This window comes from Pullulanibacillus sp. KACC 23026 (genome assembly GCF_029094525.1).
In the GTDB taxonomy this organism is placed as follows: Bacteria; Bacillota; Bacilli; order Bacillales; family Sporolactobacillaceae; genus KACC-23026.
Window position 1 is genome coordinate 4,693,256 of record NZ_CP119107.1, and the last position, 23,825, is coordinate 4,717,080.

Here is a 23,825-nt window from a genome sequence, read left to right on the forward strand (position 1 = left end):
CACCACTAATTTTCTTGTCCCATTGTACCACTTCTAAAACAGTGGTCAAGGAGGAACCCTTACTTTTTGACTAATAAACAAACGGCCTGTGCTGCGATCCCCTCACCTCTGCCTGTAAAACCAAGCTGTTCGGTTGTGGTTGCTTTAACATTGACTTGGCTTGCATCCGCATTTAAAAGCTCTGCCGTCGTCATACGCATAGATTCTATGTAAGGTGCCATCTTTGGTTTTTGAGCAATGATACAAGCATCTACATTTCCTAAAACATAACCTTTTTCCATTACTTTTCCCCAAACATCTCTCAACAACTCTTTTGAGTCTGCATTTTTGTATTGAGGGTCCGTATCCGGAAAATGCCGGCCGATATCCCCCTCACCGATCGCTCCAAGTACCGCATCTGTTATCGCATGCAAAAGAACATCTGCATCAGAATGCCCCTCCAAGCCCAACTCATAAGGAATCGTCACACCGCCTATAATTAAAGGTCGTCCTTCAACTAACTTATGTACATCAAAGCCTTGACCGATTCTCACAGCTTTCAACTTCCTCTCTTCTCTTCTTCCCATAAAAGCAGTCGTTCACCAATCACCAAGTCTTCTGCGGTAGTCATTTTAATATTCGTATAGGAACTTTCTACGATAAAGACCGCCTCACCAAGCCATTCTACGAGTTCCGCATCATCTGTTGCCGGTTTATCGCTCTTAGCCCCTATTTCATGCGCTTTTAATATTAGAGGCAAACGAAAAGCTTGGGGCGTTTGCATTGCCCACAAGCTTTCCCGTTCAACCGTCTCAGTGATCCTCGTTTGATTTACTTTTTTTACTGAATCCTTAACTGGAACAGCGAGAACAGCAGCACCCTTCTCATAGGCTTGTAAAACAACTCTATGAATTGCCTCTTGCCCAATCAGAGGTCGTGCTCCATCGTGGATCAGAACAATATCACTCGTTGCTTGAAGCAACCCATTATACACACTATGCTGACGTTCCTTCCCTCCCGAAATCAGAGACAAGACTTTTGTCAGATGATGCTTATGAATCTGCTGTTCAAACCATTCTCTCTCAGTCTCTTTGATAACGAGAATAATCCCCTTGCACCAAGAGTCCTGTTCAAAGACGAGGAGCGTCCTCATGATTATAGGTGTGCCGGATAGGGATAAAAACAATTTGTTTTGACCCGCGCCCATTCGTTTCCCGCTTCCAGCTGCTGGAATCACGACTTGATAATTCATTCGCTCCACATCCTCATACAATTAAAGAGCCTGCTCTAGTAGCTTGGGTTTCGCAAAAATCATGCGACCCGCAGACGTTTGTAAAACACTTGTTACGATGACGTCGATGGTCTTTCCAATATGCCCGCGGCCATCTTCAACCACAATCATCGTTCCGTCGTCCAAATAACCTACACCTTGGTTATGCTCTTTACCATCTTTAATAATTTGTACTTTAAGCTCTTCTCCTGGAAGAACGATCGGCTTTACCGCATTGGCTAAGTCGTTAATGTTTAAGACAGAAACTCCCTGTAACTCACATACCTTATTTAAATTAAAATCATTTGTGACCACAACGCCTGAAACAAGCTTAGCGAGTTTCACCAGTTTACTATCTACTTCAGAAATATCTTCAAAATCTCCTTCGTAAATTTCAACTTTTATCGCCAATTCTTTTTGCACCTTATTTAAGATGTCTAACCCGCGGCGCCCGCGATTCCTCTTTAACACATCAGACGAATCAGCGATGTGCTGGAGTTCCTCCAAAACAAACTGCGGAATGACAAGTGTTCCTTCTAAGAAACCGGTTTGACAGATATCCGCAATCCTACCGTCAATAATAACACTTGTATCCAAGATTTTTAAACTCTTACCTGTTGCTTTTACAGGATCTTCAATATCCTTTTTCTTGTCCCTAGAACGAGCCGTGAATAACCCTATCACTTCATCTCGTTTCTTGAACAAAATTCGAAAACCAAAATACCCTAAAAATAAATAGATAAATAAGGGAAGCACCGTGTTTACAGCCGTAAGATTAATATTATTCAATGGAATTTGAATTAAAAAGGCGATAACCAAACCAAAAATTAATCCGATTGTTCCGAAAAGGACATCCGTAACAGGTGCCTTAATGATCTTTTCCTCAACAACTTTTATAAAATGAACAAGGGAGTCCACAAACCAAAAAGTGAGTAAAAAGAAAATAATTGCTCCTAGAACAGCACCCGTATAAGGAGACAAAAGCCAACTTACTTCTCTCCCAAAATTCAAAGCATGGATCAACTTCGGAATACCAACAAATCCGAGTGTACCGCCAATAATGATGAAAAATAACTGGATTAATCGTTTCATCATTTTTGTTCACCTCCTCTTACCATTATTGACAGTTTATTAAATTTGAAACTTATTTTTTAAAAAAGAATTTTCATTTTACTAAGTCACACCGAAAGAACATTTCCAATTCATGTGAGCAGATGGTTGATAAAACCGATTCTTTTGCTTTTAAGCCTTGGCAATTTGGGTTTTACCTTACCGTATCACAGGAAAAATCGATAGTCAACAGAAACATATAATCTTACACCAAATATTAATAATTAGTCAACAGAAATTTATTTTTAAAACATTCGATCGATAAATAATTGCTCTTGAATACGTTCCAGCCCGCCTTTAATTTTATGGGCTCGCTTTTCACCAATACCCTCAACCTCGTCTAAATCCTCAATTGTAGCCTTAGCAATCTCATTTAAATTCCCAAATTTCTGGACGAGATTATGAATTATGGACTGTGGAAGGCGGGGAATACGCCCTAGAATTCGGTACCCTCTAGGAAAAAGAATGTCGTCATAAGTCCCGTCCCTAGGTTCATATCCTAAAAGCTTGATAAAATTTGCACCGCCATTTTCACGTAGTTCCTGAAGGACTGACTCCACATCAATTCCTTCGACTGCATAGTCCATAATTAAATGGCGTGTCTCATCCTCGATATTTTCAACGAGCTCCGATAGCTGCATCGAAATAAGCCGGCCTTCGGTTCCAAGCTCATTGACATAATGATAGATTTCATCCCTTATACGCAGAACAAGCTCCATTCGATGTATGACTTGGGCAATTTCTTGAAACGTCACTAGTTCTTCAAATTCAAGTGCCCCAAGATTCACCAAACCTCTATCCATCGCTCTTCTGTATTTTTCCAGTGTTTGCATCGCTTGGTTAGCTTTCGTAAAGATCACACCAATATCCTTCAACGAATACCGAATATTGCCTTTGTATAAGGTAATGACTCCTCTTCTCTGTGAGATGGAAACAACTAATTTCCCTGTTTGCTTGGCGGTTCGTTCAGCCGTCCGATGGCGAATACCTGTCTCATCAGACGGAATGGACGAATGAGGATCGAGCTGTGTATTGGCTCTTAAAATGGTCGAAGCATCCTCACTTAGGATGATTGCCCCATCCATTTTAGCGAGTTCATAAAGATTGGCCGGCGTATAAGGACACTGGATTCTAAAGCCGCCTTCCACAATTTCTTTGACCTTTTCATCATAACCAATCACTACCAGGCCTCCTGTTCCAGCTCGGAGAACATTATCAATTCCTTCTCTTAACTTGGTCCCTGGTGCCACCATTTTTAAAATGTCATTGATAATTCTTCGCTGTTGCGGACCCATATTTTGAGCCTCCCATAGCTTGCTCCATGGCCTCTTTTACAGTCGATACACCGATGATTTCAATGCCACTTGGTGCTGTCCATCCTCCTATGTTCTGCTTTGGGATAAAAGCCCGCTTAAACCCAAGCTTTACTGCTTCTGTCACCCTCTGCTCAATACGCGAAACGCGGCGCACCTCTCCCGTCAGGCCTACTTCACCGATTACAATATCGGTTGCTTCAGTTGAGCGGTCACGAAAGCTCGAGGCAATGCTTAAGGCAACAGCCAGATCTGTAGCGGGTTCATCTAGCCGGACCCCTCCCGCAACATTTACATAAGCATCATGGTTTTGAAGAAGTAGCCCCACCCTTTTTTCTAAGACGGCCATAAGCAAACTGATTCGGTTATGATCAACACCTGTCGCCATCCTTCGCGGGTTGCCAAAGCTTGTCGGGGTGACCAAGGCCTGAATTTCAACTAAGACCGTTCGCGTCCCCTCCACCGCTGCCACTACCGTTGAGCCGGCAGTTCCGGCGGTACGCTCCTGCAGAAAAATTTCCGATGGGTTGGAGACCTCAGAAAGGCCTGCCTCCTTCATCTCAAAAACACCAATTTCATTCGTGGAGCCAAACCGATTTTTTACCGCTCTTAGTATTCTAAACGTATGATGACGCTCCCCCTCAAAATAGAGAACAGCATCAACCATATGTTCAAGGAGACGCGGACCTGCAATAGCCCCATCCTTCGTGACGTGTCCAACAATAAAAGTGGCCACACCCCTCGTTTTCGCAAGGCGCATTAAATGGCCCGTGCACTCCCGAACCTGAGAAACACTTCCGGGAGCTGAGCTTACTTCAGGGTTATAGATGGTTTGTATCGAATCTATAATAAGAAAACCAGGATCTAAATCCTTTAAACGATTCTCTATTTCATATATATCCGTTTCAGCCAAAACATATAAGTTGTCCGACTGAATCCCTAATCTTTCCGCACGCATTTTTGTCTGTCGGACCGATTCTTCACCCGATATATATAAGACCTTTTGCCCAGTCTGCGCTAATTGATCCGATGCCTGCAGAAGAAGCGTTGACTTTCCTATCCCCGGGTCACCGCCAACTAAAACAAGAGACCCCTCAACCACCCCTCCGCCTAGAACACGATTAAATTCACTCATCTTCGTTAAGATACGGCGTTCATTGGTTTTCTCTATTTTTGTAATAGGGATGGGACGGCTTGTCTCACGCTGGGCATTCCGCTCAACCCGACCGCTTGACGCTTTGATCGTTTCCTCCACCATACTGTTCCAAGACTTGCAGCCCGGACATTTCCCCATCCATTTTGGGCTCTCATACCCGCATTCCTGGCAAAAAAAGACTGACTTGCTCTTAGCCATGTGATTCATCCTTTAAATTTAAAATAACCTTAGAATAATGTTTGCCCATCCATTCATTGTACCTAATTCAAATTTCTAACTGTGTGATAAATGTATAATACCGCTTTTACTTAAAGATTCGATTTAAATGACTCTTTTCTGTTCGGAGGCGCTCCAAACAATAAAACGCGCCTTCCTATAAGACGAGTTTGAGCCTAAAAAAGATTCACTTTTCGGGATTATTTTTTGTTGGAAAAACCTGTTAATTTAATCAAACTTCTTAAAAAATTGGCTCTACTAAAAAACGGTGTTGATTATCAATGAAAATAGGACCGCTCTCCGCAAGAGTCGAACCTTTTTTTATTGAAGCTCCTAAAAAATAAAGGGACTCGGCTAACCGGGTCCCTCTGTAACTTCATTATTCCTTATTTCCTAACAACAAACTCATTGCTCTCGTAATCTATAGTGACTTTCTCACCTTTTGAGATAGCCCCTTTTAACAATTCCTCTGATAGTTTATCTTCAACTTTTCTTTGAAGCGCACGTTTGAGCGGGCGCGCTCCATACTCTGGATCATAACCCTCTTCGGCAATTTTTTCTTTTGCTGCCTCGGTTAGATGAATCTCAATACCTTGGTTCTTTAAGCGGTCTTTTAAGTTGTCAGCAAGTAAGCCAACAATTTTCTTAAGGTGATCCTTGTTCAATTCGTGGAACACAATAATTTCATCGATCCGGTTCAGAAACTCCGGACGGAATGAGCGCTTAAGTTCATCTAATACCTTCGACTTCATTTCATTATAGGCTTCACCTTCTGTACCAACTGTAAAACCTAAATTTCGGTTTCGTTTTAAAGTACTGGCGCCCACATTTGAAGTCATAATTATAGCCGTATTACGAAAATCAACGGTACGACCTTTTGAATCGGTTAAACGACCGTCATCCAATACCTGAAGCAAGATATTAAAGACATCCGGATGGGCCTTCTCAATCTCGTCTAAAAGAATCACAGAGTAAGGTTTCTGCCTAACTTTTTCTGTCAATTGGCCGCCTTCTTCATGACCGACGTATCCAGGAGGCGATCCGACTAAGCGAGACGTTGTGTGCTTCTCCATGAATTCAGACATATCAATACGTATAATGGCGTCTTCATCACCAAATAGAGTTTCCGCTACCGCACGGGCAAGTTCTGTCTTCCCCACACCAGTTGGGCCAAGGAAGATAAAGGATCCAATCGGACGCTTTGGATCTTTAAGACCTGCACGAGCACGCCGAATGGCATGAGATACTGCTTTTACTGCTTCTTCTTGACCGATCACTCGATCATGCAAAATCTCTTCCATCTTAAGAAGGCGTTCACTCTCTTCCTCTTCAAGCTTACGAACAGGCACTCCCGTCCAGTTGGATACAACAATAGCGATGTCCTCTGGGGTGACTTCTGTATTTTCTCTGCCTTGCTTTTGCTTCCATTCAAGCTGATTTCGCTCAAGCTCTTCTTTAAGCTTCTGCTCGGTATCTCTTAGTGAAGCGGCTTTCTCGAATTCCTGACTTTGTACTGCTGCATCCTTTTCTTTCTTTACTTCTTCCAAGTGCTGTTCAAGCTCTTTAAGATTTGGCGGAGCAGTATAAGATCTTAGACGGACTTTGGACGCTGCCTCATCAATTAAATCAATCGCTTTATCTGGCAAAAAGCGGTCCGCAATATAACGATCTGATAATTGAACAGCGGCATCAATGGCATCATCTGTAATCTTTACTCGGTGATGAGCTTCATAACGATCTCTTAAGCCCTTTAGTATAAGAATAGACTCCTCTTTCGTCGGTTCTGACACTTTAATAGGCTGGAAGCGTCGCTCAAGGGCTGCATCTTTTTCAATATATTTACGATATTCATCGAGAGTTGTTGCCCCTATGCATTGAAGCTCACCGCGTGCAAGGGATGGCTTTAATATGTTAGACGCATCAATGGCCCCTTCTGCGCCCCCTGCACCAATTAAGGTGTGAAGTTCATCAATAAAAAGAATAATATTACCAGCCTGGCGAATTTCGTCCATCACTTTCTTCAATCGGTCTTCAAACTCACCACGATATTTGGTTCCCGCTACAACGGTTCCCATGTCAAGGGTCATAACACGCTTGTCACGCAGAATCTCAGGAACTTCATTATTAATAATTTGTTGGGCTAGCCCTTCCGCTATCGCTGTTTTACCAACACCAGGCTCCCCAATTAAAACCGGGTTGTTTTTGGTACGGCGACTGAGCACCTCTATCACACGCTCAATTTCCTTACCTCGACCAATAACTGGATCAAGACCGCCATCTTTAGCCTGAGCGGTTAGATCTCGAGCTAAGCTGTCCAAAGTTGGTGTATTGGCCCCTGAGCTGCCGCGTCCTTGCTGGGAAGAAGCGGATTCGTGGCTGCCAAGAAGTTGAAGAACCTGTTGACGCGCTTTGTTCAAGCTGACACCAAGGTTGTTCAGAACTCGTGCTGCCACACCTTCTCCTTCACGAATAAGCCCTAATAAAATATGTTCTGTCCCAACATATGAATGGCCAATTTTTCTCGCTTCATCCATGGAAAGCTCAATGACCTTCTTGGCTCTAGGTGTATAGTGAATCGTTTGGGAAGTATCACTTCCACGACCAATTAATGTCTCGACCTCTTTCTGGATTTTCTCAGGGTCAAGATTTAAGGCCTTTAAAGCTTTAGCTGCAATGCCTTCACCCTCACGAATCAAACCGAGCAGAATATGCTCTGTCCCAACATTGTTATGCCCTAAACGCACTGCTTCTTCTTGAGCGAGTGCTAATACCTTTTGTGCGCGTTCTGTAAATCGTCCAAACATCATATTCTGTCCGCCTCCCTATTCAATCTCCATGGCATTCTTCTAATTTAAGTCGCTCTCGGATAAGCGTTGCTCTTTTTATGTCACGCTCATCAGGTGTCAGCACTTCTTTAAAATACTGTTGCAGAAAACCAGGTTGAGTGAGAATCATTAATTCGTTTAATATAGAACGAGATACCCCTTTAATTAGTCCAAGGTCAATTCCTAGTCGGACATCAGATAAACATTTTGCAGCTTCTTTTGATTGAATAATTCGGCTATGCTCCAAAACGCCATAAGAGCGGAAAATTCGATCTTCAAGCTGAATCTTTGACATTTTTAAAAGATCCTTGCGTGCGAGCTTCTCTTGTTGAATCAACTGCATGACAACCCCGCGAAGGTCCTCCACAATGTCTTCCTCTGATTTCCCAAGTGTCATTTGATTGGAGATTTGAAAGACATTTCCTAATGCTTCACTGCCTTCACCATAAATCCCACGAACCACCAAACCAAACTGATTAATGGCAGGTGCGATGCGATTCATTCTTTGCGTCAGCATCAGAGCTGGAAGATGAACCATTACTGATGCTCGAAGCCCGGTTCCAACATTTGTTGGGCAGCTTGTTAAGTACCCGCGCTTCTCATCAAACGCGTAATCAAACTTTTCTTCAATCCAATCATCAATGCCATTTGCAAGCGTCAAAGCTTCATTTAATTGAAAGCCTGGAAATAAGCATTGGATTCTTATATGATCCTCTTCATTCACCATAATGCTAACCGATTCGTTCGCATTAATTAAGACGGCCCCGTACTCGGCATCCTCAGCAAGATTTGGACTGATTAAATGCTTTTCAACCAGGACACGCTTTTCGACCGGTTTTAGTTCATTCATGTTTACCCACTCAAACGGGCCAATCTTTCCATAATCCTCTCCTTCTAGTTTATCTTTTATAAAGGTTAAGGCTTTTTGGGCCTGATCCACAGAAGAAATAACAGGGAATGCAAAATCTTTTAGATTCCGTGCCAAACGAATTCGGCTGCTTAAGACAATTTCAGAATCTGGCCCTTCTCCTTGCATCCAATTACTTACGGCTTGATTAATGAATTTTTGAAGAGACATCATACATCCCCCCTATTTTCCAAAGCCCTGATTTCATCACGAACAGAGGCTGCCTTCTCAAATTCCTCTTCTATAATGAGCTGCTTAAGCTGGTCTTTAAGCTCGGCTATTCTACGCTTAACACCTATTGATTTTCCTGTCCGTTTAGGAATCTTCCCTAAATGGACAGTATTCCCACTATGCACTTTTCTTAAAATCGGATCTAATTTGGATTCAAACGCCTGATAGCATTCATCACAACCAAACTTCCCAATCTTAGTAAACTCGCGATATCTCAGACCACATTTCTCGCATTGAAGCTCTTCATGTTTACTTGCGTGCGAATTAGATTCACTCATGGGTTGATCAAAATTGAGCAGACCTGATAAAAGATTGTGGATGGAAAAAGCGCCTGAGCCCACCATCATATCGCTTAAGTCACCTTTTTCCTTCGCACATTGCTCACACAAATGAAATTCTTGCTTCTCCCCATTAATCACACGTGTAAAATGAAGCGTTGCAGGACGGATATGGCATTCTTGACATTCCACATTAATCTCCTCCCTTTAGTAATCACGCTTTATAATTTAAATTTTAAGGATTGAAGCATGGCCTTTACTATTTTGGCCCGCAATTGGTCTCTAACAGGAATACTTAAATCGATTACCGACCGATCAACTGCACTAATCATTAAGCGTGCCTCTCTATTGTTAATGACCCCTTCTTCTAAAAGGTGCAAGATCATGGCATGTGCTTGATTTTGGGTCAGGCGTTGATCAATTAGGGCTTCTATATGATTAATGAGTTCTCGGTCATCGTTCTTTGTTACTTTTATAATTCGAATGTATCCCCCGCCACCGCGCTTACTCTCGACAACATACCCTCTTTCAATAGAAAAACGGGTCTTCAACACATAATTAATCTGAGAGGGAACACATTGGAATTTCTCAGCAAGTTCGCTACGTTTAAGTTCAACCTCAGCTTTTTGCTTTAGAATATTCTTTATATGTTCTTCTATAATGTCTGATATATTTCTCAAATTCCTCTCACCCGCTTTTTGACTTTGACTATCTTTGACGTAAATTATATAACATTTTTATGAGGGATTAAAGCAACATGCTTCAATTTTTTTATAAGATACTCTCCTTTTACAAAAATTCCTCCGATCCCCCCATTACACCTTCCCTGACATTACCACTACCCTAAGCATCTCCCAAACTCCACACTTTGAAACCTAGAGAAACCCAAGAAAAGCGTGGAACGCGGGGACGGTTCTCCCGTTTCTTTACTTTCCTGGTGGAACGTGGGGGTGGAACGTGGGGACGGTTCTCCCGTTTCTTTACTTTCCTGACCCTTTATAATATATGTATTTCTATATCATACGCTTCAATGAAAATGAAAATTATTAAATCGTTTTCTTAATGCTTGAAGAATGGAGATCATTCTATTGGAACTAAGCGGTATTTTAAATCAGACTGTTGTTATATACTATGCTTCTTACGGCAAGCAGTTGATAGTACTTTAAAAGAATACTGCTTGAAAGCACCTCATGAATGTTTAATTCTAACGGACATACAGTCCATTACAGGCCGATTTTTGATATTTTTATTAGTGTAACGGATACTCAGACACATTTTGCCTCTTACATGGGTTGATTTGACCCTCTAATGGACTCAGTGTCCGTTAGAAACACTCAACCACTCTATAAACGAAAAAACGAGAACTGCTTAATCGCAATTCTCGTTTTTATCTGTTTCCCGGCGGCGTTCTACTCTTGCCAATCTACTCGCTTGGAATACTTCGTGGGTCCCCTTCTTCGATTGACGCCTTGTTGATTTGCGCATGACCTCATTCTTTTAAACCAAGGCTAGGCGCAGGGGCCCGGCCACTATCAATAATTAATGATCCAATGTAAAAAAGGAATCGTCATTTAAACGATTCCTTTATCGATTGCCCGGCGGCGTTCTACTCTTGCAGGGGGAATCCCCCAACTACCATCGACGCTGAAGAGCTTAACGGCCGTGTTCGGGATGGGAACGGGTGTGACCTCTTCGCCATAACCACCGGACAAAGTATTCAATTGAAGGATCATACCTTCAAAACTAGATAGGAAGTCAAACAAACAATAATTTAAGGTTAAGCCCTCGATCGATTAGTATCCGTCAGCTCCATGCGTTGCCGCACTTCCACCTCGGACCTATCTACCTCATCATCTCTAAGGGATCTTACTGACTTAAAGTCATGGGAAATCTCATCTTGAGGGGGGCTTCATGCTTAGATGCTTTCAGCACTTATCCCGTCCACACATAGCTACCCAGCGGTGCTCCTGGCGGAACAACTGGGACACCAGCGGTGTGTCCATCCCGGTCCTCTCGTACTAAGGACAGCTCCTCTCAAATTTCCAACGCCCGCGACGGATAGGGACCGAACTGTCTCACGACGTTCTGAACCCAGCTCGCGTACCGCTTTAATGGGCGAACAGCCCAACCCTTGGGACCCACTTCAGCCCCAGGATGCGATGAGCCGACATCGAGGTGCCAAACCTCCCCGTCGATGTGGACTCTTGGGGGAGATAAGCCTGTTATCCCCAGGGTAGCTTTTATCCGTTGAGCGATGGCCCTTCCATGCGGCGCCACCGGATCACTAAGCCCGACTTTCGTCCCTGCTCGACTTGTAGGTCTCGCAGTCAAGCTCCCTTGTGCCTTTACACTCTGCGAATGATTTCCAACCATTCTGAGGGAACCTTTGGGCGCCTCCGTTACTCTTTAGGAGGCGACCGCCCCAGTCAAACTGCCCACCTGACACTGTCTCCGAACCGGATTACGGTCCCGGGTTAGAATGTCCATACCGAAAGGGTAGTATTCCACCGACGCCTCCACCGAACCTGGCGGTCCGGCTTCAAAGGCTCCTACCTATCCTATACAATCGATACAGACATCCAATATCAAGCTGCAGTAAAGCTCCATGGGGTCTTTCCGTCCTGTCGCGGGTAACCTGCATCTTCACAGGTACTATAATTTCACCGGGTCTCTCGTTGAGACAGTATCCAAGTCGTTGCACCTTTCGTGCGGGTCGGAACTTACCCGACAAGGAATTTCGCTACCTTAGGACCGTTATAGTTACGGCCGCCGTTTACTGGGGCTTCAATTCAGAGCTTCTCCTAAAAGGATAACCCCTCCTCTTAACCTTCCAGCACCGGGCAGGTGTCAGCCCCTATACATCACCTTTCGGTTTAGCAGAGACCTGTGTTTTTGCTAAACAGTCGCTTGGATCTTTTCACTGCGGCTCAGCAGGGCTATTCACCCCGCCAAGCACCCCTTCTCCCGAAGTTACGGGGTCATTTTGCCGAGTTCCTTAACGAGAGTTCTCCCGAGCGTCTTAGGATTCTCTCCTCGCCTACCTGTGTCGGTTTGGGGTACGGGCACCTTGAGACTCGCTAGAGGCTTTTCTTGGCAGTGTAAGCACGGGCACTTCGGTACTAAAATTCCCTCCCCATCACAGCTCAGCCTTATGAAGGCGGGATTTGCCTCACCTTCAGCCTTACTGCTTGGACGCGCCTATCCATCAGCGCGCTTGCCTTGCCTTCCTGCGTCCCCCCATTGCTCAAACGTCTCCTGGTGGTACAGGAATATCAACCTGTTGTCCATCGCCTACGCCTTCCGGCCTCGGCTTAGGTCCCGACTAACCCTGAGCGGACGAACCTTCCTCAGGAACCCTTAGGCTTTCGACGGAGGGGATTCTCACCCCTCTTTTCGTTACTCATACCGGCATTCTCACTTCTAAGCGCTCCAGCAAACCTTCCAGTTTACCTTCTCTGCCCTTAGAACGCTCCCCTACCATCCCATTGGGATCCATAGCTTCGGTGATACGTTTAGCCCCGTTACATTTTCGGCGCAGCGCCACTCGACCAGTGAGCTATTACGCACTCTTTAAATGGTGGCTGCTTCTAAGCCAACATCCTGGTTGTCTGGGCAACGCCACATCCTTTGCCACTTAACGTATACTTGGGGACCTTAGCTGATGGTCTGGGCTGTTTCCCTCTCGACGACGGATCTTATCACTCGCCGTCTGACTCCCGAGGATGAGTCCTTGGCATTCGGAGTTTGACTGAACTCGGTAACCCTGTGGGGGCCCCTCACTCAATCAGTGCTCTACCTCCAAGTCTCTTCCCTCGAGGCTAGCCCTAAAGCTATTTCGGGGAGAACCAGCTATCTCCGAGTTCGATTGGCATTTCACCCCTACCCACACCTCATCCCCGCACTTTTCAACGTGCGTGGGTTCGGGCCTCCATTCAGTGTTACCTGAACTTCACCCTGGACATGGGTAGATCACACGGTTTCGGGTCTACAACCTTAAACTATCGCCCTATTCAGACTCGCTTTCGCTCTGGCTCCGTCTCTTCAACTTAACCTTGCTTAAGATCGTAACTCGCCGGTCCATTCTACAAAAGGTACGCCGTCATCCATAAAAGGACTTCGACTACTTGTAAGCACACGGTTTCAGGATCTCTTTCACTCCCCTTCCGGGGTGCTTTTCACCTTTCCCTCACGGTACTGGTTCACTATCGGTCACTAGGGAGTATTTAGCCTTGGGAGATGGTCCTCCCGGATTCCGACGGGGTTTCACGTGTCCCGCCGTACTCAGGATCCACTCAGGTTGGGGGTCTGTTTCGACTACAGGGCTGTTACCTTCTCTGGCCGGCCTTTCCAAACCGGTTCGTCTACAGCTCCCCTTCCGGGATGAGTGTCCTACAACCCCAAGAGGCAAGCCTCTTGGTTTGGGCTGTTCCCGTTTCGCTCGCCACTACTAAGGGAATCGCATTTGCTTTCTCTTCCTCTGGGTACTTAGATGTTTCAGTTCCCCAGGTCTGCCTTCCATACCCTATGTATTCAGGTAAGGATACTGCCCGTTCAGGGCAGTGGGTTTCCCCATTCGGAAATCTCCGGATCAAAGCCTACTTACAGCTCCCCGAAGCATATCGGTGTTCGTTCCGTCCTTCATCGGCTCCTAGTGCCAAGGCATCCACCGTGCGCTCTTATTCGCTTAACCTTGTTATAATTAATGTCTTGTTTGCACTTCATTATCCAGTTTTCAAGGGACGATTTCGAGTGTTCACACACTCAAAACCAAACAAATAACCAAAAGCACCTAACGCTAAGAATCGTTTCCTTAGAAAGGAGGTGATCCAGCCGCACCTTCCGATACGGCTACCTTGTTACGACTTCACCCCAATCATCTGTCCCACCTTCGGCGGCTGGTTCCTTACGGTTACCTCACCGACTTCGGGTGTTACAAACTCTCGTGGTGTGACGGGCGGTGTGTACAAGGCCCGGGAACGTATTCACCGCGGCATGCTGATCCGCGATTACTAGCAATTCCGGCTTCATGCAGGCGAGTTGCAGCCTGCAATCCGAACTGAGAGTGGCTTTATGGGATTCGCTCGACCTCGCGGTTTCGCTGCCCTTTGTACCACCCATTGTAGCACGTGTGTAGCCCAGGTCATAAGGGGCATGATGATTTGACGTCATCCCCACCTTCCTCCGGTTTGTCACCGGCAGTCACCTTAGAGTGCCCAACTGAATGCTGGCAACTAAGATCAAGGGTTGCGCTCGTTGCGGGACTTAACCCAACATCTCACGACACGAGCTGACGACAACCATGCACCACCTGTCACTCTGTCCCCCGAAGGGGAAAGCCCTATCTCTAGGGTGGTCAGAGGATGTCAAGACCTGGTAAGGTTCTTCGCGTTGCTTCGAATTAAACCACATGCTCCACTGCTTGTGCGGGCCCCCGTCAATTCCTTTGAGTTTCAGCCTTGCGGCCGTACTCCCCAGGCGGAGTGCTTAATGTGTTAACGTCAGCACTGAAGGGTGGCCCCTCCAACACCTAGCACTCATCGTTTACGGCGTGGACTACCAGGGTATCTAATCCTGTTTGCTCCCCACGCTTTCGCGCCTCAGCGTCAGTTACAGACCAGAGAGCCGCTTTCGCCACTGGTGTTCCTCCACATATCTACGCATTTCACCGCTACACGTGGAATTCCACTCTCCTCTTCTGCACTCAAGCTCCCCAGTTTCCAATGACCCTCCACGGTTGAGCCGTGGGCTTTCACATCAGACTTAAGAAGCCGCCTGCGCGCGCTTTACGCCCAATAATTCCGGACAACGCTTGCCCCCTACGTATTACCGCGGCTGCTGGCACGTAGTTAGCCGGGGCTTTCTGGTCAGATACCGTCAAGGCGATAGCATTTCCTCTATCACTTGTTCTTCTCTGACAACAGAGCTTTACGATCCGAAGACCTTCATCGCTCACGCGGCGTTGCTCGGTCAGACTTTCGTCCATTGCCGAAGATTCCCTACTGCTGCCTCCCGTAGGAGTCTGGGCCGTGTCTCAGTCCCAGTGTGGCCGATCACCCTCTCAGGTCGGCTACGCATCGTCGCCTTGGTAGGCTATTACCCCACCAACTAGCTAATGCGCCGCGGGCCCATCTGTAAGTGATGGCAGAACCATCTTTTACATTGACACCATGCAGTGTCAACGATTATCCGGTATTAGCTCCGGTTTCCCGAAGTTATCCCAGTCTTACAGGCAGGTTGCCCACGTGTTACTCACCCGTCCGCCGCTCGATCCACAACCATCACCCCGAAGGGATCTGGAAGTTTCACGCGCTCGACTTGCATGTATTAGGCACGCCGCCAGCGTTCGTCCTGAGCCAGGATCAAACTCTCAAAAAAGTGCAGTTAAAGCACTGCTGGCTTTTGCTGGGGACAGATCTCTTCTAAAAGAGGTCTGTCCCCTTTAAAAAATATGTTCGTTTGATTCCTAGCGTTAAACTCAAAGTATGACTTTGACTGGCGCTTTTGGTTTTTGTTTAGTTTTCAATGTACGATCACAAAAAATGGTGGAGCTTAGCGGGATCGAACCGCTGACCTCCTGCGTGCAAAGCAGGCGCTCTCCCAGCTGAGCTAAAGCCCCATAAACATGGTCGGGAAGACAGGATTTGAACCTGCGGCCCCTTGGTCCCAAACCAAGTGCTCTACCAAGCTGAGCTACTTCCCGTAAATGGCGCGCCCTGGAGAACTTGAATCCCCAACCTTCTGATCCGTAGTCAGACGCTCTATCCAATTGAGCTAAGGGCGCTTAAAGTATTCAATTTATTCGAGTTGGTGCCGAGGGCCGGACTCGAACCGGCACGGTAGTCACCTACCGCAGGATTTTAAGTCCTGTGCGTCTGCCAATTCCGCCACCCCGGCATACGCAATTTACGATAAGAATGGAGCGGAAGACGGGATTCGAACCCGCGACCCCCACCTTGGCAAGGTGATGTTCTACCACTGAACTACTTCCGCATGGTGCGGGTGAAGGGACTTGAACCCCCACGTCAAAGACACTAGATCCTAAATCTAGCGCGTCTGCCATTCCGCCACACCCGCATATATATTAAATTAAGATGGTGAGCCATGAAGGATTCGAACCTTCGACCCTCTGATTAAAAGTCAGATGCTCTACCGACTGAGCTAATGGCTCTTACTAAGATGCTATATTAATGGTGCCGGCCAGAGGACTTGAACCCCCAACCTACTGATTACGATTCAGTTGCTCTACCAATTGAGCTAGGCCGGCAGTCATTTAACAACTGATTTAAAACGTTGAGGCTTATATCTTACAGGCTTTCAACTTTTATGTCAAGCCTTTTTTTAAAAAATATGGTGGAGGATGACGGGATCGAACCGCCGACCCCCTGCTTGTAAGGCAGGTGCTCTCCCAGCTGAGCTAATCCTCCATATAATATGCCCGGCGGCGTTCTACTCTTGCAGGGGGAAGCCCCCAACTACCATCGACGCTGAAGAGCTTAACGGCCGTGTTCGGGATGGGAACGGGTGTGACCTCTTCGCCATAACCACCGGACAAAGTATTCAATTGAAGGATCATACCTTCAAAACTAGATAGGAAGTCAAACAAACAATAATTTAAGGTTAAGCCCTCGATCGATTAGTATCCGTCAGCTCCATGCGTTGCCGCACTTCCACCTCGGACCTATCTACCTCATCATCTCTAAGGGATCTTACTGACTTAAAGTCATGGGAAATCTCATCTTGAGGGGGGCTTCATGCTTAGATGCTTTCAGCACTTATCCCGTCCACACATAGCTACCCAGCGGTGCTCCTGGCGGAACAACTGGGACACCAGCGGTGTGTCCATCCCGGTCCTCTCGTACTAAGGACAGCTCCTCTCAAATTTCCAACGCCCGCGACGGATAGGGACCGAACTGTCTCACGACGTTCTGAACCCAGCTCGCGTACCGCTTTAATGGGCGAACAGCCCAACCCTTGGGACCCACTTCAGCCCCAGGATGCGATGAGCCGACATCGAGGTGCCAAACCTCCCCGTCGATGTGGACTCTTGGGGGAGATAAGCCTGTTATCCCCAGGGTAGCTTTTATCCGTTGAGCGATGGCCCTTCCATGCGGCGCCACCGGATCACTAAGCCCGACTTTCGTCCCTGCTCGACTTGTAGGTCTCGCAGTCAAGCTCCCTTGTGCCTTTACACTCTGCGAATGATTTCCAACCATTCTGAGGGAACCTTTGGGCGCCTCCGTTACTCTTTAGGAGGCGACCGCCCCAGTCAAACTGCCCACCTGACACTGTCTCCGAACCGGATTACGGTCCCGGGTTAGAATGTCCATACCGAAAGGGTAGTATTCCACCGACGCCTCCACCGAACCTGGCGGTCCGGCTTCAAAGGCTCCTACCTATCCTATACAATCGATACAGACATCCAATATCAAGCTGCAGTAAAGCTCCATGGGGTCTTTCCGTCCTGTCGCGGGTAACCTGCATCTTCACAGGTACTATAATTTCACCGGGTCTCTCGTTGAGACAGTATCCAAGTCGTTGCACCTTTCGTGCGGGTCGGAACTTACCCGACAAGGAATTTCGCTACCTTAGGACCGTTATAGTTACGGCCGCCGTTTACTGGGGCTTCAATTCAGAGCTTCTCCTAAAAGGATAACCCCTCCTCTTAACCTTCCAGCACCGGGCAGGTGTCAGCCCCTATACATCACCTTTCGGTTTAGCAGAGACCTGTGTTTTTGCTAAACAGTCGCTTGGATCTTTTCACTGCGGCTCAGCAGGGCTATTCACCCCGCCAAGCACCCCTTCTCCCGAAGTTACGGGGTCATTTTGCCGAGTTCCTTAACGAGAGTTCTCCCGAGCGTCTTAGGATTCTCTCCTCGCCTACCTGTGTCGGTTTGGGGTACGGGCACCTTGAGACTCGCTAGAGGCTTTTCTTGGCAGTGTAAGCACGGGCACTTCGGTACTAAAATTCCCTCCCCATCACAGCTCAGCCTTATGAAGGCGGGATTTGCCTCACCTTCAGCCTTACTGCTTGGACGCGCCTATCCATCAGCGCGCTTGCCTTGCCTTCCTGCGTCCCCCCATTGCTCAAACGTCTCCTGGTGGTACAGGAATATCAACCTGTTGTCCATCGCCTACGCCTTCCGGCCTCGGCTTAGGTCCCGACTAACCCTGAGCGGACGAACCTTCCTCAGGAACCCTTAGGCTTTCGACGGAGGGGATTCTCACCCCTCTTTTCGTTACTCATACCGGCATTCTCACTTCTAAGCGCTCCAGCAAACCTTCCAGTTTACCTTCTCTGCCCTTAGAACGCTCCCCTACCATCCCATTGGGATCCATAGCTTCGGTGATACGTTTAGCCCCGTTACATTTTCGGCGCAGCGCCACTCGACCAGTGAGCTATTACGCACTCTTTAAATGGTGGCTGCTTCTAAGCCAACATCCTGGTTGTCTGGGCAACGCCACATCCTTTGCCACTTAACGTATACTTGGGGACCTTAGCTGATGGTCTGGGCTGTTTCCCTCTCGACGACGGATCTTATCACTCGCCGTCTGACTCCCGAGGATGAGTCCTTGGCATTCGGAGTTTGACTGAACTCGGTAACCCTGTGGGGGCCCCTCACTCAATCAGTGCTCTACCTCCAAGTCTCTTCCCTCGAGGCTAGCCCTAAAGCTATTTCGGGGAGAACCAGCTATCTCCGAGTTCGATTGGCATTTCACCCCTACCCACACCTCATCCCCGCACTTTTCAACGTGCGTGGGTTCGGGCCTCCATTCAGTGTTACCTGAACTTCACCCTGGACATGGGTAGATCACACGGTTTCGGGTCTACAACCTTAAACTATCGCCCTATTCAGACTCGCTTTCGCTCTGGCTCCGTCTCTTCAACTTAACCTTGCTTAAGATCGTAACTCGCCGGTCCATTCTACAAAAGGTACGCCGTCATCCATAAAAGGACTTCGACTACTTGTAAGCACACGGTTTCAGGATCTCTTTCACTCCCCTTCCGGGGTGCTTTTCACCTTTCCCTCACGGTACTGGTTCACTATCGGTCACTAGGGAGTATTTAGCCTTGGGAGATGGTCCTCCCGGATTCCGACGGGGTTTCACGTGTCCCGCCGTACTCAGGATCCACTCAGGTTGGGGGTCTGTTTCGACTACAGGGCTGTTACCTTCTCTGGCCGGCCTTTCCAAACCGGTTCGTCTACAGCTCCCCTTCCGGGATGAGTGTCCTACAACCCCAAGAGGCAAGCCTCTTGGTTTGGGCTGTTCCCGTTTCGCTCGCCACTACTAAGGGAATCGCATTTGCTTTCTCTTCCTCTGGGTACTTAGATGTTTCAGTTCCCCAGGTCTGCCTTCCATACCCTATGTATTCAGGCAAGGATACTGCCCGTTCAGGGCAGTGGGTTTCCCCATTCGGAAATCTCCGGATCAAAGCCTACTTACAGCTCCCCGAAGCATATCGGTGTTCGTTCCGTCCTTCATCGGCTCCTAGTGCCAAGGCATCCACCGTGCGCTCTTATTCGCTTAACCTTGTTACAATTAATGTCTTGTTTGCACTTCATTATCCAGTTTTCAAGGGACGATTTCGAGTGTTCACACACTCAAAACCAAACAAATAACCAAAAGCACCTAACGCTAAGAATCGTTTCCTTAGAAAGGAGGTGATCCAGCCGCACCTTCCGATACGGCTACCTTGTTACGACTTCACCCCAATCATCTGTCCCACCTTCGGCGGCTGGTTCCTTACGGTTACCTCACCGACTTCGGGTGTTACAAACTCTCGTGGTGTGACGGGCGGTGTGTACAAGGCCCGGGAACGTATTCACCGCGGCATGCTGATCCGCGATTACTAGCAATTCCGGCTTCATGCAGGCGAGTTGCAGCCTGCAATCCGAACTGAGAGTGGCTTTATGGGATTCGCTCGACCTCGCGGTTTCGCTGCCCTTTGTACCACCCATTGTAGCACGTGTGTAGCCCAGGTCATAAGGGGCATGATGATTTGACGTCATCCCCACCTTCCTCCGGTTTGTCACCGGCAGTCACCTTAGAGTGCCCAACTGAATGCTGGCAACTAAGATCAAGGGTTGCGCTCGTTGCGGGACTTAACCCAACATCTCACGACACGAGCTGACGACAACCATGCACCACCTGTCACTCTGTCCCCCGAAGGGGAAAGCCCTATCTCTAGGGTGGTCAGAGGATGTCAAGACCTGGTAAGGTTCTTCGCGTTGCTTCGAATTAAACCACATGCTCCACTGCTTGTGCGGGCCCCCGTCAATTCCTTTGAGTTTCAGCCTTGCGGCCGTACTCCCCAGGCGGAGTGCTTAATGTGTTAACGTCAGCACTGAAGGGTGGCCCCTCCAACACCTAGCACTCATCGTTTACGGCGTGGACTACCAGGGTATCTAATCCTGTTTGCTCCCCACGCTTTCGCGCCTCAGCGTCAGTTACAGACCAGAGAGCCGCTTTCGCCACTGGTGTTCCTCCACATATCTACGCATTTCACCGCTACACGTGGAATTCCACTCTCCTCTTCTGCACTCAAGCTCCCCAGTTTCCAATGACCCTCCACGGTTGAGCCGTGGGCTTTCACATCAGACTTAAGAAGCCGCCTGCGCGCGCTTTACGCCCAATAATTCCGGACAACGCTTGCCCCCTACGTATTACCGCGGCTGCTGGCACGTAGTTAGCCGGGGCTTTCTGGTCAGATACCGTCAAGGCGATAGCATTTCCTCTATCACTTGTTCTTCTCTGACAACAGAGCTTTACGATCCGAAGACCTTCATCGCTCACGCGGCGTTGCTCGGTCAGACTTTCGTCCATTGCCGAAGATTCCCTACTGCTGCCTCCCGTAGGAGTCTGGGCCGTGTCTCAGTCCCAGTGTGGCCGATCACCCTCTCAGGTCGGCTACGCATCGTCGCCTTGGTAGGCTATTACCCCACCAACTAGCTAATGCGCCGCGGGCCCATCTGTAAGTGATGGCAGAACCATCTTTTACATTGACACCATGCAGTGTCAACGATTATCCGGTATTAGCTCCGGTTTCCCGAAGTTATCCCAGTCTTACAGGCGGGTTGCCCACGTGTTACTCACCCGTCCGCCGCTCGATCCACAACCATCACCCCGAAGGGATCTGGAAGTTTCACGCGCTCGACTTGCATGTATTAGGCACGCCGCCAGCGTTCGTCCTGAGCCAGGATCAAACTCTCAAAAAAGTGCAGTTTATAAGCACTGCTGGCTTTTGCCGGGGACAGATCTCTTTTAAAAAGAGGTCTGTCCTCTTTAAAAAAATATGTTCGTTTGATTCCTAGCGTTAAACTCAAAGTATGACTTTGACTGGCGCTTTTGGTTTTTGTTTAGTTTTCAATGTACGAAACTTATTTTATCGCTCAACAGCGACTTTAATAATATAACATGCTTCAAAAGGCTTGTCAACACTTATTTTAACGTGCCGTTCGTTTCTTCAGAAGCGACATTTGTAATAATATCATGGTTGCACCTATCCGTCAACACTTTCTCACAAAAAACTTTGTTAACCTTAAAAAGGTAAAACTAAAGTCATAGTATTGATCATCAGGTGCTTTGGCTTCCTCCTTTAAACGGTTAAACATCTAAACGGATTATTCTAGCCGCAGCTTTATAGTCTATAAAACTAATAGAGGCTGGTCATCACCGTGGATGGCCAGCCTCGTCATTGTTTAATTCTAATTAATCTTCTCTGCGTTTCATTTGAGGGAAGAGGAGAACATCTCTAATAGAAGGGGAATTGGTTAAGAGCATAACAAGACGGTCTATACCGATTCCTAAGCCCCCAGTTGGAGCCATTCCATACTCTAATGCTTCAAGGAAGTCCTCGTCTAGCAAATGAGCTTCATCATTTCCTGCACTACGCTCGCGCATTTGGGCTTCAAAGCGTTCTCTCTGATCAATTGGATCATTGAGTTCACTAAAGGCATTAGCGTGTTCTCGACCGACAATGAAAAGCTCAAAGCGATCGGTAAAGCGTGAATCTTCCGCATTTTTCTTAGCGAGCGGCGATATCTCTAATGGATGGCCATAAATAAACGTAGGCTGAATTAAGGTTTCCTCAACTTTTTGTTCGAAAAACTCATTTACAATATGCCCAAAGGTCATGTGTTCGGTAATTTCTACATGGTGCTCCTTGGCTAACTTCCGCGCTTCTTCATCGGACATATGCGGCCAGAAATCAACACCTGTTTCATTTTTAATCGCATCTACCATGTGAACACGGCGCCACTCTGGCTTAAGATCAACCTGATAATCTCCATATGGGATAGTAGTTGTCCCATGTATTTTTTCACAAATATAGGCAACACAGTTCTCCGTTAGAGACATGATGTCATGGAAATCAGCATAGGCTTCATATAGCTCAAGCATTGTAAACTCTGGATTATGACGAGTCGACACGCCTTCATTACGGAAGACACGACCGATTTCATATACTTTCTCCAGACCTCCAACAATGAGACGCTTTAGATGGAGTTCAATGGCAATACGCATATACAAAGGAATATCAAGGGCGTTATGGTGTGTAATAAATGGACGCGCTGCTGCCCCTCCTGGGATGCTGTGCATGGTTGGCGTCTCAACTTCAAGATAGCCCTTTGAATCCAAATATTCACGCATGTAGTGAAGAATACGACTTCTTAAAATAAACGTCTCCTGGGACTCTTTATTCATGATTAAATCGACATAACGCTGGCGATAGCGCTGTTCGATGTCTTTTAAACCATGAAACTTATCGGGAAGTGGTCGTAATGACTTGCTTAATAATTGAAAGTTTGTCACTTTTACTGAAAGCTCTCCCACCTTTGTCTTAAAGGCAGTACCCGTAATCCCGACGATATCACCAATATCAATAGTATTGAACAATTCGTATTGTTCCTCACCAACAGCATCCATTCTCACATAGATTTGGATCTTGCCTGTTTGATCTTGGATATGAGCGAATCCTGCTTTGCCTTTTCCTCTCTTAGTCATGACGCGACCAGCAAGCGTGACCTCGATATTTTTTTCTTCTAATTCTTCTTTCGTTAAGTCAGCAAATTGCTTGACCATTTCTTCGGCATTATGGCTGCGTACAAACTTTTGACCAAATGGGTTAATCCCCTTTTCTTGGAGATTTTTTAGTTTTTCTCTCCTAGTAAGCATTTGATCGTTTAATTCAATCTCCTGACTCATCCCTCTTCACTCCTTATAAACTGCCGGGCTTCAATAAACATATAACAGCTCTATCTATCCCAAATATTGAAGAACCTCTATGTAATCACTCTCTTTGAGTACTTTACCATAAACAAAGGCTTTTTTCTTCAGCATTCCCAAACAAAAGGCGAACTAAAATAAAAGTTTCATAAAATACATCTTGATCACAATAGGCACGAATAAAGAATGCGGTTGCCTAAGTACCCTGGATGTATAAAAAACCGCCAGTCATCTGCTGGCAGCTCAATTTATGAGACGAATTATAGAAAACGCGAACCTGAAAGTCAACCTATACACCTTTTCTAAAGTTATTAGGA

At 46.9% G+C, this 23,825-nt stretch carries 10 protein-coding genes, 9 tRNA genes and 6 rRNA genes; all 25 read right to left on the bottom strand.

What is annotated here, in order from left to right:
• Positions 1 to 59 precede the first annotated feature (59 nt).
• On the bottom strand, positions 60 to 533 hold the full coding sequence (ispF, locus tag PU629_RS21885) for a 2-C-methyl-D-erythritol 2,4-cyclodiphosphate synthase (RefSeq protein WP_275284516.1): 474 nt from the start codon (positions 531 to 533) through the stop codon (positions 60 to 62).
• Between the two features lie 5 nt (positions 534 to 538).
• Positions 539 to 1,231: a 2-C-methyl-D-erythritol 4-phosphate cytidylyltransferase gene (gene ispD, locus PU629_RS21890; RefSeq protein WP_275282127.1), complete on the bottom strand. Its 693-nt coding sequence runs from the start codon at positions 1,229 to 1,231 to the stop codon at positions 539 to 541.
• A 21-nt stretch (positions 1,232 to 1,252) separates the two neighbouring features.
• The gene (locus PU629_RS21895; RefSeq protein ID WP_275282128.1) at positions 1,253 to 2,344 is read right to left on the bottom strand and encodes a PIN/TRAM domain-containing protein; all 1,092 of its coding nucleotides are present in this window, start codon (positions 2,342 to 2,344) and stop codon (positions 1,253 to 1,255) included.
• Between the two features lie 260 nt (positions 2,345 to 2,604).
• Entirely contained in the window at positions 2,605 to 3,654 is a 1,050-nt protein-coding gene (gene disA / locus PU629_RS21900) for a DNA integrity scanning diadenylate cyclase DisA (protein ID WP_275282129.1), read from the bottom strand.
• A complete protein-coding gene (gene radA / locus PU629_RS21905) occupies positions 3,623 to 5,026 on the bottom strand; it encodes a DNA repair protein RadA (protein WP_275282130.1) in 1,404 nt (467 codons plus the stop codon). The genes disA and radA overlap by 32 nt, the downstream gene beginning before the upstream one ends.
• 404 nt (positions 5,027 to 5,430) lie before the next feature.
• Complete coding sequence (clpC, locus tag PU629_RS21910) at positions 5,431 to 7,851, bottom strand: ATP-dependent protease ATP-binding subunit ClpC (protein ID WP_275282131.1); 2,421 nt, start codon at positions 7,849 to 7,851, stop codon at positions 5,431 to 5,433.
• A gap of 19 nt (positions 7,852 to 7,870) precedes the next feature.
• Complete coding sequence (gene mcsB, locus PU629_RS21915; protein WP_275282132.1) at positions 7,871 to 8,947, bottom strand: protein-arginine kinase McsB; 1,077 nt, start codon at positions 8,945 to 8,947, stop codon at positions 7,871 to 7,873.
• On the bottom strand, positions 8,947 to 9,477 hold the full coding sequence (gene mcsA, locus PU629_RS21920) for a protein-arginine kinase activator protein McsA (RefSeq protein ID WP_275282133.1): 531 nt from the start codon (positions 9,475 to 9,477) through the stop codon (positions 8,947 to 8,949). The genes mcsB and mcsA overlap by 1 nt, the downstream gene beginning before the upstream one ends.
• 29 nt (positions 9,478 to 9,506) lie before the next feature.
• Positions 9,507 to 9,965 (bottom strand): CtsR family transcriptional regulator, encoded by a 459-nt coding sequence (locus tag PU629_RS21925; protein WP_275282134.1) that lies wholly within the window; start codon positions 9,963 to 9,965, stop codon positions 9,507 to 9,509.
• 913 nt (positions 9,966 to 10,878) lie between these two features.
• A 5S ribosomal RNA gene (gene rrf, locus PU629_RS21930) occupies positions 10,879 to 10,994 on the bottom strand.
• 64 nt (positions 10,995 to 11,058) lie between these two features.
• A 23S ribosomal RNA gene (locus PU629_RS21935) occupies positions 11,059 to 13,975 on the bottom strand.
• A gap of 124 nt (positions 13,976 to 14,099) precedes the next feature.
• Positions 14,100 to 15,660 (bottom strand): 16S ribosomal RNA (locus PU629_RS21940).
• A 165-nt stretch (positions 15,661 to 15,825) separates the two neighbouring features.
• Positions 15,826 to 15,901, bottom strand: a tRNA-Ala gene (locus PU629_RS21945).
• Positions 15,902 to 15,908: 7 nt separating this feature from the next.
• Positions 15,909 to 15,985: transfer RNA gene (locus tag PU629_RS21950), tRNA-Pro, on the bottom strand.
• 4 nt (positions 15,986 to 15,989) lie between these two features.
• Positions 15,990 to 16,066 (bottom strand) — tRNA-Arg (locus PU629_RS21955).
• Positions 16,067 to 16,090: 24 nt separating this feature from the next.
• A tRNA-Leu gene (locus tag PU629_RS21960) sits at positions 16,091 to 16,179 on the bottom strand.
• 21 nt (positions 16,180 to 16,200) lie between these two features.
• A tRNA-Gly gene (locus PU629_RS21965) sits at positions 16,201 to 16,275 on the bottom strand.
• 1 nt (position 16,276) lies between these two features.
• Positions 16,277 to 16,359, bottom strand: a tRNA-Leu gene (locus PU629_RS21970).
• A gap of 18 nt (positions 16,360 to 16,377) precedes the next feature.
• Positions 16,378 to 16,453 (bottom strand) — tRNA-Lys (locus tag PU629_RS21975).
• A 20-nt stretch (positions 16,454 to 16,473) separates the two neighbouring features.
• Positions 16,474 to 16,549 (bottom strand) — tRNA-Thr (locus tag PU629_RS21980).
• Between the two features lie 84 nt (positions 16,550 to 16,633).
• Positions 16,634 to 16,709, bottom strand: a tRNA-Val gene (locus PU629_RS21985).
• Positions 16,710 to 16,718: 9 nt separating this feature from the next.
• Positions 16,719 to 16,834: ribosomal RNA gene (gene rrf / locus PU629_RS21990) — 5S ribosomal RNA — on the bottom strand.
• Positions 16,835 to 16,898: 64 nt separating this feature from the next.
• Positions 16,899 to 19,815, bottom strand: a 23S ribosomal RNA gene (locus PU629_RS21995).
• Positions 19,816 to 19,939: 124 nt separating this feature from the next.
• Positions 19,940 to 21,500: ribosomal RNA gene (locus PU629_RS22000) — 16S ribosomal RNA — on the bottom strand.
• Together the 16S, 23S and 5S rRNA genes with 9 tRNA genes alongside form the textbook arrangement of a ribosomal RNA operon.
• 493 nt (positions 21,501 to 21,993) lie before the next feature.
• Positions 21,994 to 23,487, bottom strand: coding sequence for a lysine--tRNA ligase (lysS, locus tag PU629_RS22005; RefSeq protein ID WP_275282135.1), 1,494 nt, complete (start codon positions 23,485 to 23,487; stop codon positions 21,994 to 21,996).
• Positions 23,488 to 23,825: the final 338 nt, after the last annotated feature.